8 protein-coding genes are annotated in these 17,682 nt (G+C 42.7%); all 8 read right to left on the bottom strand.

From position 1 onward, the window contains the following. Window positions 1–380: 380 nt before the first annotated feature. The 8 genes from QZ407_RS12855 to QZ407_RS12820 are packed head-to-tail and all read right to left on the bottom strand — an operon-like array spanning window position 381 to window position 17,678. The gene (locus QZ407_RS12855) at window positions 381–2,537 is read right to left on the bottom strand and encodes an alpha-galactosidase (RefSeq protein WP_295771715.1); all 2,157 of its coding nucleotides are present in this window, start codon (window positions 2,535–2,537) and stop codon (window positions 381–383) included. A gap of 17 nt (window positions 2,538–2,554) precedes the next feature. Next, window positions 2,555–4,900, bottom strand: a complete 2,346-nt coding sequence (locus tag QZ407_RS12850) for a glycoside hydrolase family 2 TIM barrel-domain containing protein (protein ID WP_295771713.1) — start codon at window positions 4,898–4,900, stop codon at window positions 2,555–2,557. An 11-nt stretch (window positions 4,901–4,911) separates the two neighbouring features. After that, window positions 4,912–7,134 (bottom strand): glycoside hydrolase family 3 N-terminal domain-containing protein, encoded by a 2,223-nt coding sequence (locus QZ407_RS12845; RefSeq protein ID WP_295771711.1) that lies wholly within the window; start codon window positions 7,132–7,134, stop codon window positions 4,912–4,914. A gap of 11 nt (window positions 7,135–7,145) precedes the next feature. Next, on the bottom strand, window positions 7,146–8,933 hold the full coding sequence (locus tag QZ407_RS12840; protein ID WP_295771709.1) for a glycoside hydrolase family 2 TIM barrel-domain containing protein: 1,788 nt from the start codon (window positions 8,931–8,933) through the stop codon (window positions 7,146–7,148). 3 nt (window positions 8,934–8,936) lie between these two features. After that, on the bottom strand, window positions 8,937–11,234 hold the full coding sequence (locus QZ407_RS12835) for a glycoside hydrolase family 3 N-terminal domain-containing protein (RefSeq protein WP_295771707.1): 2,298 nt from the start codon (window positions 11,232–11,234) through the stop codon (window positions 8,937–8,939). A 9-nt stretch (window positions 11,235–11,243) separates the two neighbouring features. After that, a complete protein-coding gene (locus QZ407_RS12830) occupies window positions 11,244–12,902 on the bottom strand; it encodes a RagB/SusD family nutrient uptake outer membrane protein (RefSeq protein ID WP_295771705.1) in 1,659 nt (552 codons plus the stop codon). A 19-nt stretch (window positions 12,903–12,921) separates the two neighbouring features. After that, window positions 12,922–15,972 carry a SusC/RagA family TonB-linked outer membrane protein gene (locus QZ407_RS12825; protein WP_295771702.1) on the bottom strand — a complete coding sequence of 1,017 codons (3,051 nt, stop codon included), beginning with the start codon at window positions 15,970–15,972 and terminating at the stop codon, window positions 12,922–12,924. 32 nt (window positions 15,973–16,004) lie between these two features. Further along, entirely contained in the window at window positions 16,005–17,678 is a 1,674-nt protein-coding gene (locus QZ407_RS12820) for a RagB/SusD family nutrient uptake outer membrane protein (protein ID WP_295771700.1), read from the bottom strand. Window positions 17,679–17,682: the final 4 nt, after the last annotated feature.

The raw sequence follows: 17,682 nt of genomic DNA, 5'->3' as shown, positions 1-17,682 counted from the left end.
CTAAAAAGCAGTGAAGAGTACTACCCTGCTTTACGGCTGGGTAATCCAATACATAGCAGTGAGTAGGGTTTTGAAACCCTCAGGATCAGAAAGCTTTTTGGTTGCAGCAACAACGTTTATGTGACGTTGCCGGCAAATGATTCAGATGAGATGATTTAAAAAAACCTTTGGAGTGATGACGTAAAAAAATTTCTGTCATAATTAAATGGTTGTTTGGTTTGCAATTATTAACTGGTGAAGCAAATTTGTTGAGTATAAGCTCACCATAAGCCCCATAAATCAACCATTTAGGGGGTACTTTTTCGCCAAATGACGAAAAAGTACCTTGTTTTAATATTTTAAGTAAGATATAATTTTGTGCTAACATTATGTTATACAAATCATTGAGCAGTAATTTCAACAATTGAACTTGTTAAAGCCTTCAAATGCCAGCTATTTAAGTCGAGCCCTACCTTCATCAAAAAATCACCCGTGTAAATGCGGCCATTATCAGGCAAAATTGGCTTAGCTCCTGTCATTACATTTATTTCTTCCACCTTATATCTTTTGGCAGCGTCAAGTCCTTGCAATTTCACCCTATTAACTGTTTCGCGTTCGCGGATGTTAAGGTTGTAATTAAATACAACAGCTTTGGCTTTAGCACTATCAACATACATGAGTACGGCACGGCTTTCTTCATAAGGCGATATAAGACGATATAAATCTCCGTACCAAATTACGTTGCTTAAGCGTTTATAATTTTTGATAGCCTGCTTGCTAAACGCCAGTTCATCAGGTGTCATTTTTTTGACGTCGATGTCGTAACCCAATTTGCCCATCATAGCTACATCGGTACGAAATTTAAGTGACTGCTTTCCCCACGATGTTACATGACTTGCCACCACGTTGGCCGGGTAAAAACTGCTGTAGCCCCATTGCATGTAAACCCGCTCTAACGGATCGGTATTATCACTGGCCCAAAACTCGGTAAAGTATTTAAGTGCTTCGTAATCTATACGGCTCCCTCCGCCCGAACATAACATGATAGGCAAATGCGGGTGCTTTGCACGTAAGCGTTCAAATACCTTGTATAAATTTAGTACATAATCAACGTACAGGTTTGATTGCTTATCTTTCAAATACGGCGACCAGGTATTGGTCATTAGGCGGTTACAATCCCACTTAATAAATCCAAGCCCAGGATTTTTACTAATCAGGTCATCCATGGTTTGGTACACAAAATTTGCCACCGTTGGGTTAGCCAAATCCAGCACCATTTGATTTCTTTGCTCATTTACGGCGCGGTTTGGCAACCGGAGTACCCAATCGGGGTGCTTTTCGTAAAGTTCACTTTTAGGATTAACCATTTCGGGCTCAATCCATATTCCAAATTTTGTTCCTTTAGCTTCGGCTTGTTTAATAAGATTACCAATTCCATTGGGTAATTTAATTTTGGTGGGCTGCCAGTCTCCCAAACCTGCCTTGTCGTTGCTGCGCGGATATTTGTTACCAAACCAGCCATCGTCAAGCAAAAACAAATCAACTCCAAGGTTAGCAGCATCGTCAAATAAGCCACTGAGCTTTTGCTCATCAAAGTTAAAAAAGGTGGTTTCCCAATTGTTTAGTAATACAAGGCGGGGTTTATTACCGTCCATAACATCGTAATTACGCGCCCATTTGTGTAAATTACGACTGGCCTGCCCTCTGCCGTTTGCCGAGTAAGTGAAAATAAATGCCGGCGTAGTAAATGTTTTACCCGCTGTTAAACGATATGCTGATGCATAGGGATTAATGCCCGATATTACCCGCAACGCGTTATTTTGATCTGTTTCGAAATGAAACTTGAAATTACCTGTCCAGGCAAGAGTTGCAGCAATTACTTCGCCGCTGGTTTCGTCAGACTGCTTACCCAACGATAGCAGAAACAACGGACTTTGGTACATAGCCGCACGCGTACCCAACTTGCTGTCAATTTCCTTAATGCCACTGGTTAACTTTGATTCCTGCATCTTCATCTCGGCAGCCCAATCGCCATGATATTGAGTTAGCCAGTACTCGCGGGCATCAAAGTTTAACATGGAAGAAGCATAGTCATTTAAGGTAATCTCACCCTTCTCTCCGTTAATGATCTCTGTCCAGCTTTTTATGACATCCTCTTTAGTAAAAGCCTGGTAGTGCAGCTTAACCGTTACCGGGTATTTTGGATCTTTAAGTGTTATAACCGTTTCAGTACAGCCTGCTATTGGTCGCTCGGCTTTTTGATCGGTATATAGTAGTTCAAGTGATGGATTTGCGTCTGTATGTGTTACACGAATGGCCGGTTGAAATGAATCTTCCATTCCACCACATACATACACCTCCTTACCTTGTGGCAGCGTTGCGTTATCGGCAGCATTCAGCAGCTTCGCCCCCAAATAATTTTGATATACCCTGCCGTTTTTGCCAACACTAAAAACCATTGAAACGTGGTCTGTTTCTATTGTTATACGTTTATTATTTTGCGCTTTTGTGGCAGCGCACATAAAAAGCAGTGCTACAATTGATATGTATTTCTTCATCAGGTATTTACTTAAATTTATTTTGCGGTAAGACTTAATGATGCATCCTCAAGGCCGGCTGCCGAAGCAGTAAGTTTCACTTTGCCACTCTTACGTGTACTACGCAATACTACCAAACATTTGCCATCATTTACCTTTCTGTGGTTAGCTACAAAATGCTCATCGCTCATACGATCGTTGTTTGCTACTCCTGCTAAAGTAGCTTCGCCCGATAGTTTGAAATTTATGCTGTTGTTAGCCTCAGGTACAACCAATCCATCTTTATCAACCACGGTTACAGTTACATAGGCAAGGTCAAGCCCGTTGGCATTAAAATGAGCAGAATCAGTTTGAAGAACAATACGCTCAGCCTTACCGGTGGTTTTGGCTTCGTCGGTTGCAATTTGTATACCGTTTTTGCGGGCCACAGCTTTTATGGTACCCGGCTCATAATTAACCTCCCAGCTTATTTTATGCTTTGGAAAGTCTTTCATGTATTTTACACCTACCGACTTGTTGTTTACAAATAACTCCACCTCGTCACCTGTAGTAAAGGTGTAAAGGGTAAGTTTTTGGCCGGGTTTCCAGTTCCAGCTATCGCTCATTTTAATGGTGTTCATAAACACATCGTTCCATACACGCGATTCGCTTGCCGACGCATCAAACACTGCAACCTTTACCATAGGCTCATCGCTATAGAGGCTTTGGATGTAGTACGTGATAGGTTTCCAGAAGTCACACCAGTCAATTAAGCCGTTCCACCCTTTTGACGGCCATTTAAATGATTCGCCAATGTAATCTGTGCCGCCCCAATAAAATTGGCCGCAAGCATAACTATGATCATAATTGAAAAAGTTTTCGCCACCATTATCAGTGGTCATTTCGCTTTCTATGAATATGAGTTGCGGAAATTTTGGATGATCGCGTTTGTAAAACCTCGACATGTAATTGTCACTCATTACATCCATATGAAAAGCCATCGGTGCCGGGCTGTCTTCATCACGCGAAGGGTAAAGCCCAGAGGTTACCTTGCGTGACGGATCGGCCTGGTGGGCAAATTCAACCATCTTGTTGAGCTGTAACACAAATGCCGAATCTTTGTACTCCTGCTTAACTGCCACTTCATTGCCCACACTCCAAATAAATACACTTGGATGATTGCGGTCACGCTTTATGAACCAGCCTAAGTCGGGCTGCCAATGTTTTTTAAAGTCTTCACCCGGTCCATAGTATTCGCTACTCCACTTGTCAAAGGCTTCGTTAAAAACTAATAAGCCCATTTCATCGCACATATCAAGCACCGATTTTGTATATGGATTATGTGCCAGTCTTATAGCATTAACACCCATTTTTTTGAGCCCAAGCAGGCGGCGTTTATAACCTTTATCAAACGCAGCAGCACCAAGCGGGCCTAAATCATGGTGAATATTTACACCGTTTAAAAACACCTTTCTGCCATTAAGTAAAAAGCCCTGCTCAGGTGTAAAATCAATTGTACGAATGCCAAAACGGCTGTTATACCCATCAGTTTGATTGCTGCCAACGCTCAAATAACTTCTTACAACGTAAAGGTTGGGTTTAAGCACATCCCAAATTTCCGGGTTTTGAATAGTGGTATACTGCTGAAATTTATAAGTCTCTTGCGCACGCAATGGAACCGTACTTAACATTGATTGCACTTCTTTGCCACCGGGAGAAAGAATAACCGTTTTTAAAGTAGCAGTAATTGCACTATTAGCTGTGTTGCTTACTTCTGTTTGTACCGACACTTTTGCTATACCATCTCCAACAAAGGGAGTTGTTATGTAAGTGCCGTTTTCGTGTATGTGCAATGGGTTTCTCAAGTGCAGCCAAACATTGCGGTATATACCCTCACCCGTGTACCAGCGTGAACTTTGCTTGTAAGTATTATCATACCTTACTGCAATAAGGTTATTTTGACCCGGTATTACGTATTTAGTAACATCAAGGGTAAAGCCCGTGTAGCCGTTTAAATGTTTAATCAAATGCATTCCGTTAACCCATACTTCGGCAGCACGGTATACACCCTCAAATTCGAGGCTAATAATATTGCCCTTAGCGCTTGCAGGCACAAACAGCATTTTACGGTACCAGCCAATGTGTCGCGGACGGAAACCATTTTGGCGTGTGCCGCTTACAGTGTCAAAACCTCCTGCTATGCTGCCATCATGAGGTAGGTGTACGGTTTGCCACTTTTTATCGTCAAATAATTTTTCTTTTGCTGCAGCATTATCTCCTATATAAAACTTCCAATCGAAATTGATAAGACTATCCTTGTGACTGGTTGTTTGAGCGGAAAGAATATGAACACCAACTGCAAACACAAGCGCCAGCGTTACTATAAATTTTGTATAAAATGTCATATCGGGCTGCGCTATTTAAGTTCTATATCTGCTTGCAGCTCAAGCTTATCAGATGAGCCGCCAATCATGAGTTTAAATTTGCCCGGCTCCGAATCCCATTTTAATTGTTGATTGTAAAAGGCCAGCGTTTCATTATTAATATTAAAGCTGATTGTTTTTGATTCGCCCGGACTGAGGGTTACTTTTTGGAAGCCTTTGAGTTTTTTTGTTGGCTGTACAACTGATGCAACAGGATCATGAACATATAACTGAACTACTTCTTCGCCGGCTGTTGTACCGGTATTAGTCAACGTAAATGACGCGGTGATTTTCCCTTTTTTATCCATCGCGGTACTACTAAGCTTTAAGTCGGAATACTTGAAGGTTGTATAGCTAAGCCCATAACCAAATGCATAAAGCGGCGAATTTGGAAGATCAATATAACCTGTTTGATATTGGAATACATTAGCATTATACGGATGACCGGTTTTGTAATCATTATAAGTTAATGGAATTTGGCCAACTGAACGCGGGAATGTAACGGGCAGCTTTCCGGACGGATTCACCTTGCCGGTAAGCACATCCGCAATGGCATTGCCAGCCTGGTCACCCAGGAACCATGCATAAACCACTGCTTTCGCCTTATCAGCAATGTTATTGATAGTAAGTGGCCTGCCTGCCATTAAAACAGCAACAACAGGTTTACCGGTGGCTTGTACTGCGTTAAATAGCTCGTTTTGTTTACCAGGCAAGCCTATGTCGGCTCTTGATCTTGATTCGCCGCTCATATCATAAGCCTCACCTAAAGCCATAATCACAAGGTCAGCATCCTTGGCTATTTTAACAGCCTCAGCAATACCGGTAGTATCGTTGGTTTTAATGGTGGCACCCTTTATAAAGTTTATACGAACATTATTACCCAATTTTTGCTGTAAACCTTTTAACAATGTAACCACCCGATCAGCATCATTTGCACCCGCCCATGCACCCTGCATATCACGTTTTGAATCGCCCAAAGGGCCTATGAGTGCGATACTTTTTACACTTTGCTTAATTGGAAGTAAAGCATCCTGATTTTTAAGGAGCACTATTGATTTTTGAGCAACCTTAAGTGTTGCGTTTACGTGTTCTGGGTTATTTAATTCGGCTTTTTCGCGTTCCTCGTTGCAAAACCGGTACGGATCATCAAACAAACCAAGTTCAAACTTTTTGGCAAGAATGCGCTTCACTGCATCATCAATTATTTTGACGCTTACTTTTTTAGAGCTAACCAAATCTTTTAAATGTTCCAAGTAGCTGTAGCTCATCATGTCCATATCACAGCCCGAGAGAATGGCCTTCAAAGCCGCCTCCTTTTTATCAGCCACATAACCCCATTTTATCATTTGATCTATTGACCCCCAATCGCTAACAACAAAGCCACTGTAATTCCATTTCCCTTTCAGTATATCACGTTGAAGATAGTCGCTTGCTGCAGCGGGCACACCATTTAATGTATTGAATGAGCTCATAAACGTCGCAGCACCGGCATCAACAGCCGCTTTAAATGGCGGTAGATAGGTTTCCCAAAGCTGATGATCGCTCATTTCAACATCATTATAGTCGCGCCCTGATGATACTGCACCGTATGCAGCAAAGTGTTTAGCGCAGGCCATTACCGCATCTAACCCGCCAAGCTTTTTACCCTGAAAGCCAATGATACGAGCCTTCGCTATTTCATTACCTAAATAGGTATCCTCACCAGCGCCTTCCATTATACGTCCCCAGCGCGGGTCACGGGCTATATCAACCATTGGTGCAAACGTCCAGTGCAAACCTACAGCCGCAGCTTCTTTTGCTGCTACGTGTGCCGAAAGACCTATAAGATCCATATCCCAGGTTGCAGACTCGGCTAACGGAACCGGGAAGATAGTTTTGTAGCCGTGTATAACGTCCATACCAAACAGCAATGGAATTTTCAGGCGCGATTGCATGGCTACCTCCTGCACCTGCCGGGTATTTTTAACACCTTGAACGTTAAGCATTGAACCTACGCGGCCTAGCTTAATATCATTTAACATATTGGCGTTTTGCTTAACCAAAGGGCCTGTTACTTCCCTGCCCGAGTATTGGTTTAGCTGGCCTATTTTTTCATCAAGCGTCATTAACCGCATAACTGAATCAACGCGCTGATTAACAGATTTTCGTTGTGCAACTGCGCTTAGCTGCATACCGGCAAGCGCAAGGCTCAAAACGCCTATACTTAATTTGTGCATCAATAGTAGTTTTATTTGTTTTTCACTTGCAGCGGTTTAGCTTCAAGCTGTTTGTAATACTCATTCATAATATACCAGGCCCTTTTTTTAAAGCCCTTGTCAGATAGCAGACCCTTACGGTTCCATCCTTCCTGGTATTGTGCGTGCATACGCGCCGGGCTTTTAAAATCGGCAAGTATCCACGGGCAAACGCCGCGCAAAAAAGGAATTTTATTGAACATGCTTATGTTGTCTTTATAAAGCTGTTCCTGGTATTCTTCAGTCCATAAACTTGCCGTGTCTTTTGATCCGTGGTTACCATATAGTGCCTCAGCACCAAACTCTGATATGATAAGAGGTTTGTTAAAATTACTTTTCCACTCCACGTTGCCTGGTTCTGACGGCCATTTGGCATACCATCCCATATACTTATTTGCTGCTAAAACATCTAAGCTTTCGCTTAATGGATCATCAATAAGTATTTGATTTCCATTATACTTAAAATGATCAAATGCAGAAGATATTAACCTTGTTGGATCAGCTTTGCGAGCATCAGATGCCATTTGCATTAACACACTGTTACGCTGCGGCGATGGAGCCGTTTCGTTTGATAAACTCCAGATGATAATACCGCATCGGTTTTTATCACGAGCAATCATTTCTGCAAGCATATGGTTGGCCTTTTGCAAAATTTGCGGATTAGTAAATTGAATACCTTGCCAAACCGGTATTTCCTCCCACATCATTAAGCCCATCTTCTCGGCTAGCCTAACGGTTTCTTCGCTTTGTGGGTAGTGAGCCAAGCGAACAAAATTGCACCCTAGCTCCTTTGCCCACGTTAGCAACGTGCGTGCGTCAGCTTCTCCGTAAGCGCGGCCGGCGCGTTGCGGAATCTCTTCATGGAAACTTATACCACGTAGAAAGACAGGCTTTTTATTTAGCAGTATATTGGTGCCCTGTACTTCAATCGACCGAAAACCGATTTCATCTGTAAGGGTATCTGCAGCATTGTAAACCTTAACCGTATAAAGCTTTGGCTTTGCTGGCGACCACAATTTCAAATTAGCACTTGCGGTAAACACTACCTTTCCGCTTGTGTCGGTTGTGTAAGTTTTTTTAAACCTTGTTTCGGGTATCTCAACAATTACCTGTTGCTTTTTATGCTCAGAAGTTTGTACAAAGCCTTGTAATTCTTTGAGTGATCCCTTTTTTAATTGAAAAAAAAAATCACTGATGTTATTAGCCGGCTTTTCATCAATCCATACGCTTCGTGTTATGCCGCCATAATTCCACCAATCAAACTTACGGGCGGGAATGGCATCTTCCCTTCGTTCATTGTTTACTTTAAGCACTAAAACATTACGCCCGGTTTTAATGGCTTTTGAAGCGTTTAAGGTAAAGGATGTAAAACCTCCTTCATGCTCGCCTAATTTAATGCCGTTCAACAATATCTCTGAACGGTAACTCACTGCACCAAAGTGAAGATACGCTTGTGCATTGGCATGGGGTTTAAAGTCAAACTCACGCTTGTACCAAACCGTGCCTTCATAGTACTTCAACTCCGGCCGTTGAGAGTTCCAATCACCGGGTACATACAATGTTTGACTGTTATCGAAAGAAAACTCTACAAAATCCGTTTTTGCAACCGGTCGTTTTTCGGTAGCTATTTCGTGAGCGTTTCCGCTACCGTACCAGTCCACAATAACGCTCCATTTTCCATTTAAAATGAACGACTTACGCAATGTAGCTTGCGCCAAAACTTCAGCACTATTTATAAGTAACAAAGTAAGTGCAATTGGCAAAAAAAGCTTTTTAATCATCCTTTATTTAGGTTTTATGACCTCAATGGGTGTTTGAGGATGTAAAACAGAATTTACCTTTTGAGTCACTATTGTTTTTGGAATAGTAATTTCTACTGTTTGCCTTATTTGCCTTGATGAACTACCGGCTTTCAAAGTATGTACACCGGCTTCTGCCACCCATGCATTTTGAATGTTATCAAATGAAGCAAAAGTATTTACCGGCAAATCAAAAGTTACCACCTGCGACTGGCCCGGTTGCAACAAATTGGTTTTATGAAACGCCTTTAATTCCTGTGCTGGCTTGTTACTGATTTTACCGGGCGCAGAAAGGTATAATTGTACAACTTCTTTACCGGCAACATTACCTGTGTTGGTGACAGTTAAGCTTACCTTCAAATTATCTTTCACTACGGATGATGAAACCTTAAGTGGCGAGAAACCGAAAGTTGTGTACGACAATCCATAACCAAATTCATAAGCGGGCTTAACCTTCCAGGTGTCAAAGTAGCGGTAACCAACGTATATGTCTTCCTGATGTATAACATCAGACGGGTTATCATAAGGCAAGCCCGGAAAGTTTGCAGATGAAGCAATATCATTATAGTCATCCGCAAAGGTATCAGGTAACTTACCCGATGGAGTTACCTTTCCACTCATTAAATCAGCAATTGCATCACCGGCTTCCATGCCGGGTTGCCAGGCTAACAAGATAGCATCAGCCTTTTCGCGCCAGCCTTTAGTATCAATAGGTCCGCAAAGGTTAAGCACAACTACCAGCTTTTTATTTTGACGATGGAAGGCTTCAGCCGTACGTTCAATTAAGGATAGCTCGGTAGGTTTCAGATAGTAATCATAGTCAAGGTCGCGGTCTTTTGTCTCACCACTATTTCGGCCTATAGTTAGTACGGCTATATCACATTCAGCGGCTTTTTTCTTAATGAGCTCATCTGTTATCAAAAGCTCTTTATTCCAGTTACGGTAATTTGAATTGTATTGCTGATAAGGGTCTGATAATTCTTTATCAAGCGTGTACCCTGCATTGGTCAATCCTTTAGCCAATGATATGGTGTAAGCTTTGTTTACATCACCACTACCCCAGCCACCAGCAATAAGTGCATAGCTAATGTTGCCAAACAAGGCAACTTTAGCTTGTGTACTTTTTATGGGCAGCGCTTCTTTTTCATTTTTAAGCAACACCATTCCCTCTGTAGCCGCCTCACGCGAAACCTTGGCGTGCGCTTTTAAGTCAGGAGTGTTGCTGAACTTATAAGCGCTAAAGCTTGGCGAACGCATTATTATATTAAGAACTCTTTCAACGCTTGTGTTCAAAGTTTTAACATCAAGTGAATCATGTTTTACTGCAGATATAATACGCTGTATTTGCCTGTTGTTGCCCGGCATAATCATGTCATTACCCGCCTTAACCTGCTCAACCCAATTTGTGGCCTTTCCGCCCCAATCACTCATTACATACCCTTTAAAGTTCCACTCATTACGAAGTATATTTGTCAATAAATCTCTACGTTCAGAAGTATGGGTACCGTTTAGCAAATTATAAGACGACATCACCGTCCAGGGAGAGGACTTTTTAATAGCGATCTCAAATCCCTTTAAATAAATTTCCCGTAAAGCGCGCTCGGTAATGTGTGCATTTACTCCCGCCCGGTTTGCTTCCTGGTTATTTGCTGCAAAATGCTTAATCGATGTGCCTACGCCATTACTTTGTATTCCGTTGATGATAGCAGCAGCAATTTCACCTGTAAGTACAGGATCTTCGGAATAGTATTCAAAATTTCGGCCGCCCAATGGGTTACGGTGAATGTTTACTCCAGGTGCTAAAATGATATCAGCACCAAACTCTTTAACCTCATTACCAAAAGCTTCGCCAACACGTTTCACCACTTCCGGGTTCCAGGTTGATGCCAGCGTATTTCCGGCAGGGAAAGCGGTTGCAAAATATTTGTGGTCGTCATTTTTGCGTCTTACATCCATGCGCACACCGGCAGGACCATCGGCCAGCACCATTGCCGGTATACCCAATCGCGGTATGGCGTTAGTAACACCTGCAGCTCCCGGTATACGAAAGCTTGTGTTTCCCACCATTGATCCGTCAGTGAAGGCTGAGGGCGCAGCGTCGCGCCCTCCTCCTATCACCATCATGGCTTTTTCTTCAAGTGTCATTGCGGCAATCACCTCTTTTACGGTGTTTTTGCCTAACTGCGGAACCTTGGTTTGCCCGTGGGCAATCGTTGTATTCAGCAACCAGGCAAATACGAGCGCACTGCCCGCAACAGAAAATTTATTATAAGTCAGAATCATTAAAATATATTAATTGTAGCCCGGATTTTGTTTAAGCTTGTCGGCCTTGTCTATTTCAGCCTGAGGTATTGGGTACAGATAGTTTTTAGCGCTGAAAACCCTGTTTTCAATTACAAAAGGCGAATAATTTAAAGTGGTGCCATTTTTAGTGATACGCATGCCACGCACAGGGGCATTGAAATAGGTTTCACCAAGTTTCCAACGGCGCACGTCAAAAAATCGTTGCTCTTCAAAACACAGCTCAACACGGCGCTCGTTACGAATACGATCACGCATGGCTGATTGACTTAATCCTGCAGGTAACGATGGCATATTTGCTCTGTTACGAATTGCGTTAACAGCTTCATAAACAGAACTTGTTGGACCCGATACCTCATTCAAAGCCTCAGCATAGTTAAGCAGAACTTCGGCGTAGCGGAAGAGTACCCACGGGCGGCGTACGTTTGTTATACTGTTTACGTTATAAGTAGCGTTGCCACTTAAAAACTTCCGCATATAATAACCCGATTTGGTACTATTTACGTTAGTAAGCACATTATCTAATCCGTTTTCAAAAGTTTCAACCGTCCTGGTTAAACTGCCTGTTTTAAAGGTAGCACCATTAGTAATAATGAATTGATTAAGGCGCGGATCTCGTCCTGCATAAGGGTTTTGTGGGTTATAGCCCGATGTTGGATCAGTGATTGATTTGCCGTTAGTCATTTCAAATGCATCAACCAAATCCTGAGTTGGATTTGCCCTGCCAAGGCCACCTGTAAAACCAATAGGCGCGTTAAACGACTCAATGGTGTTTACAGAGCCCGCCGGTGTTGCAAAAATCACTTCACGGTTGTAAGACGTTGCCGTATTTGTGTAATCCCAAAGGTTTTGATAATCGGTTGCTGATAATAACCCATGCTTGTTTAATGCAATAAGTGCGTTGGCAGCGTTAGCTGCATTTTGCCAGCGGGTTAAATCATTGGCAGTGTTATAAAGCGGGCTTGCGTAAATCAAAAGCGTTTTTGCTTTAAGTGCCATGCCGGCGGCTTTAGTAGCACGGCCGTAGTTAGCAGCATCCCAATCACGTGTTGACGCTGCGGCAATTTGATTAATGGCTGAATCGCAATCTGTTGTAATGGCTTTTACTACCTCATCTACCGAGTTGCGCGGCAGGTTTAGGTTCTCACCCACTTCAAAAGGACGGGTAGCCAATACAATTTCGCCATATCGCTTAAATAATTCAAAATGATACATGGCCCGCAAAAAGAAAGCTTCGCCACGTAAACCTGTTAAATCACTTACAGGGTAAATAGTGCTTGTAGGAGATTTTTGCAAAAACACGTTTGCTACCCTCAAACCGGTATACATATTGGTATATTGGTCATCAAAAGTGCGCAAAGGCCCCCATGTACCGTTATTGAAATAGTTAACGTTACTATTTAGGTTGGAATTAACGGCTTCGTCACTACCGCTTGATAGCATGGCACCAGCCGCATCAAGGTTGTAACGGCTTAATAAATAATTATAGCCCTGGTTAAGGTATTCGCGTACCCTGCGGTCGGTAATCCAGATGGATTCTTCAGTAATAGGACCTTCGGTATAAGATGGCTCAAAAAAGTCTTTACTGCAGCCTGAAAGAGCCATAAGCAGCAAAGCAGCGCCGTATATATAATTAAAATGCTTTTTCATGTTTTATGAACTTGATGCGTTAAAATTTGACGTTAACACCCAACGTATAAGTCTTAAGATAAGGATAGTTGTTTCCGCGTCCGGCAAACGGCGTTTCGGGATCCATATTCAAATCTTTCAATTTTGAGAATGATAACAGGTTATAGCCACCTATAAAAAAGCGGGCCTTTTGCATATGGAGTTTATAAGTAAGGCGCTGTGGCAGCGTTAATCCCAGCTCTACAGTACGTAACTTAATAAAATCACCAGAGCGTAACCAAAAGTCTGAACTAGCGTTATTGTTTCCATTGTCAGTTAATGCTATGCGCGGAAAACGTGCCGTTGACGCAGTTGCCGGTGTCCAGCTGTCAAGAGATAATCCATTTAAATTGTTAGGTCCTGAATATACAAGTGAACGAATGTCAATTGTACGGCCGTAAACTCCCTGGAACTGTGCGCTGATATCAAATAACTTATAGCTGATGTTAAATCCAAAACCGTAGTACGCTTTAGGAACGTCGGTATAGTTAGTAGATACCGCATCGCGGCTATCAATAATGTTGTCACCGTTTACATCCTTGTAACGTATATCTCCCGGAACTACTAGCCCTGATAAAGACTGTTTAGGACTTGCGTTGATTTCTTCTTGCGATTGAAATAATCCGTCAGATAGATAATAGCGCTTGTTACCTGCTCCGTTAACGTTACCAATGTTATATCCTAATGGTGACTGGTACGATAAGGTTCCGCTTGGCAATGATTGCTCTAACAGCTTATTTGCTGCATAAGTAAAATTACCGTTCAAGCTTAAGTTTACACCGCTTAGGTTTTTTTGATAAAGCAGGCTCATATCAAAGCCTTTACTGTTCACCTTACCCGAATTTACCGCACTTACCGCCACACCTAATATGCCAGGCAGGTTAGCACTACTCAAAATATCGGTACGTGTTTCATTAAAGTAGTCGGCCGTTAAATAGAGTGAGTTATTAAGGAAACTGATGTCAGCTCCAATGTTTAGCCTGTCAATTTTCTCCCAGGTTGTTAGCGGATTACCAGTTGGGCTTACCTCATATGCAGTGGTGGTGCTTGAAAACGAAGAGCCAAGTATTGGCCCGGCACCACGCGTAAATAATGCCCTGTAGGGTAACCTTACCAAATTACCATTGCTATCGTAAGTTGGGCCAATGTTACCGCTACGTCCGTATGATGCACGCAGTTTCAAATAGCTTAACGCATTATTTGGCTTAAGGAAATCTTCATCACTTACTACCCAGCCAATTGTACCCGCCGGAAAGAAGCCGAACCTGCGGCCCGGCGCATAATTTTCTGATCCGGAGTAGCTTCCGGTAAATCCAAGAAAATACCTGTTTTTAAATCCGTAATCAACACGGCCAACAAATAGGCGCTCATTATAATCAATCCTGTCTACAGCAGCACTGGTAGCTTGTTGAGCGCGGGCAGATGCATTAATTTTGTGATTGCCAATGGTGCGGTCATAATCAAAACCGGCCCAAACCTCATTATTTTTAGTACTTGTTCCAAAACCGGCAAACTGGTAAGCCAATACCGCAGGAGTTCGGAAAGTTTGTGACGGTGTTAAAGTTTGATTTACTACTGAATAGTTTTGAGTGAATCCGTGCGTATAGTTTCCGTAACCGTCGTAGGAAAAGAAAATGTTTGCAGACAAACCTGGTGTTACAAAATCAAGACGTTGTTTGGCTGAAATTGAAGCCAGCAATACGTTGGTAATAGCTTTGTAAACACCACTGTTTTGCAATTGCCCCAACGGATTGGTTTGATACACAGATGTACCGCCATAAGTTCCGTCCTGGTTCAGTATTGGGAACGCATTGGGTGGAAGTGTGAATAAGCTCGAAAGAACAGCTGCTGTACCACCCCCGCCACCGCCTATTGGGTCGGTACGACGCTCGCTGCGAACTCCGGCAAGCAATGAAAAGCTCAGCGTTTTAGTTACATCATAATCAAGGTTTACCCTGAAATTATAACGTTTGTAATTAAAGTTTGAGTTATAATCATTGGTTTGGGTGTTTTTAAATAAACCGTTTTGATCATAGTAACTTACGTTAGTGAAGTAGCGTATTTTATCGCTGCCGCCGCCTAATGATACTGCATAACGTTGTACAGGCGCTGTTTTGTTCAAAAACCGGTCTATGTAATTATTGTCGGGAAACAGATAAGGGTTCGACTGATTTTGGTACGCATCAAGCGCTTCCTGGTTATACGCAGGAGCCTGACCTGCATTGGTAAGGCCCTGATTATATAAAGTGGCAAACTTGTAAGAGTTCAACGGCGTAACAAGGTTTTCCACCTTTTGAAATCCGCCTTGAATGTCAAAGTTAATAAAGTCTTGTCTGGCTTTACCGTGGCGTGTATTTACCAAAATAACACCATTGCCGCCAAGTAAGCCATACCAGTTGAGGGCAGCAGCATCTTTTAATACGGTTACGCTTTCAACCTCATTGATATCCATATCACTAAAGTCGCGCTCAACCCCGTCAACCAATAATTTAGGCGCTGAACCTTGCGCGTATGATGACTTCCCTCTAACCTGGAAAGCAATATTCTCGGTACCCGGCTGGTTACCGGTTTGCTGAACCAGTAAACCACTGAACCGGCCTGCAAGCATACTTGATAGATTACTTACCGGTATTTTTGGAAAATCATCAGTCTTTAATGCACTTACAGCATAATTAAGCTCGCGGCGCGTGCGTTTGGCAAAAGGAATGTCAACCAGCTCGTTAAAGTAATCGGCACCGTTGCTTTTTGCTAAAACAACGCTTATGTCTGCCCTGTCTTTGCCTGCAACACGTAGCTCTTTATAACCTGCTTTGTTAAATGATAGTGAATCTTCGGACATGCCTTTGATTGCGAAGCTGCCGTTTTTGTCAGATCCGGCTCTCACCCTGCTACCTATTACGGTAACTTCAACGCCGTCAATAGCGGCGCCTTTTTCATCGGTAATTTTACCGCTGAAGGTTTTTATGTTGAGTGTTTGTGCTTGTAGCGCAAGGCCGGTAAACGATACCGACAAGCTCATAAACATCCCAAAACACTTTATATATTTAGTCATGTTGTGTTACTTGTTAATTTAAATCGAATTGATTACCAGCCTGGGTTTTGTTTAAGAGCGCCTGATGATTTGTTCATCTCGTTACGCGGAATTGGATACAGATGCATGTAATCTTCAAACACTTTCCGGAAGGTTGGAAGCTCCACTACGTTATACGTGTAAGTGTTATTTGCATTTCTGATTACCTTCATACCTTTCATAGGTTGTGCAACTAATTCAGGCCCTTTCTTCCAGCGTAAAATGTCCCACCAGCGCATATCCTCAAATGCAAATTCAACAGCACGCTCATTGCGTATGCGTGCACGCATTTGTTCCTGGTTTAAACCGGTTGGCAATTTGGGCATACCCGCACGCTGCCTTATGGCATCAACTGCATCATAAACAGCCTGAGTTGGCCCCTCAGCTTCGTTAAGTGCTTCGGCGTAATTAATAAGTACCTCTGCGTAACGGTAGTAAACAAAATTTAGCAGTGCACTAGCTGTAGAGCCTGAACGCGAAGTTTCGGGCCAAAGACGCTTTAAGTAATAACTGGTTTTAGTTATTGAAATAGCTGCACTTATATCTGTACCGTAAGTTATGGCGCCCGATGCATTTGGTTCGGTTTGCCAGGTTTGCACTGCCCTTCCCTGCCATGTTGCACCGTTGTAAAGTATGTTTACATAAAAACGCGGGTCGCGATTGGTATACGGCGCTTGCGCATTGTAGCCCGATGTTGGATCGGTAATGGGCTTACCATTGTTCATCTCATATAAATCAACATGGTTTTGTGTTGGCGATAAGTTAGACTGCGCACCTCCATAACTAATAGGCACCAAAAAATCGCTGATGTAGGTACCGATGTAAGAACGTCCACCGCGCGGCCATATCCGTATGTACTCGCGTGATGATGATAGCTGTAAAACGTTGGCATAGCTTGTTTCGAGGCCAAACTTATTTAAGTTGATGATGGCCAATGCAGCATCGGCAGCCTTTCTCCATTTGCTTACATCATTGGTTGGATTGTTCAAAGGGCTTGCAGCAAACAAAAGCACTCGAGCTTTAAGTGCCATAGCAGCCGCACCTGTAGCACGGTTAGCCTGTGCAGCAGGGTTAGGCCAATCGGCGTTGGTTTGCGGTAACAGAGTTATTGACTGATCTAAATCCGCAAGTATCTGGTTAAGCGTTTCATCGAATGATGCGCGCGGTTTATCGTCAGCAGCTTCGGTAAAATCCTGCGGTTGTGTTAAAAGCACAACACCACCATAACGCTTAATAAGTTCAGAATAGAAGTAAGCGCGCAGGTATAGCTGCTCACCCTTAATATAATTCGCGTTTAAATCGGGCGTCCATGGAGTTTTGTCCATATTGGCCAGGGTAACGTTCACATTACGTATACCACGATACATTTGGGTATAAATATTGTTCACGTCTGATGCACCTGCATCTAAAAACAAGCCACGGTTTATAACAGCAACCTCGGTTTGCGCATTGTTGGCAATTGATTCATCGCTAAACTGCGAGGTCATGCCCTTGTAACCGCTTAAACGACCATAATCGTTGATGCTGAAAGTATAGCTGTTATCAGCATAACGTGAAGCCAGAATAGGATCTTGAAATACTTTCTGTATATCGGTTTGAATACCAATATCGCGCTGTAAAAAGTCTTTTTTACAAGCGGTGGATGAAAGTATAAATATAGCGAGCATTGATAGCTTTAAAGTTTTCATGTTC

This window comes from uncultured Mucilaginibacter sp. (genome assembly GCF_913773635.1).
In the GTDB taxonomy this organism is placed as follows: Bacteria; Bacteroidota; Bacteroidia; order Sphingobacteriales; family Sphingobacteriaceae; genus Mucilaginibacter.
Note: the sequence above shows the minus strand (reverse complement) of the source record. Positions and strands in the feature narration are given on the sequence as shown.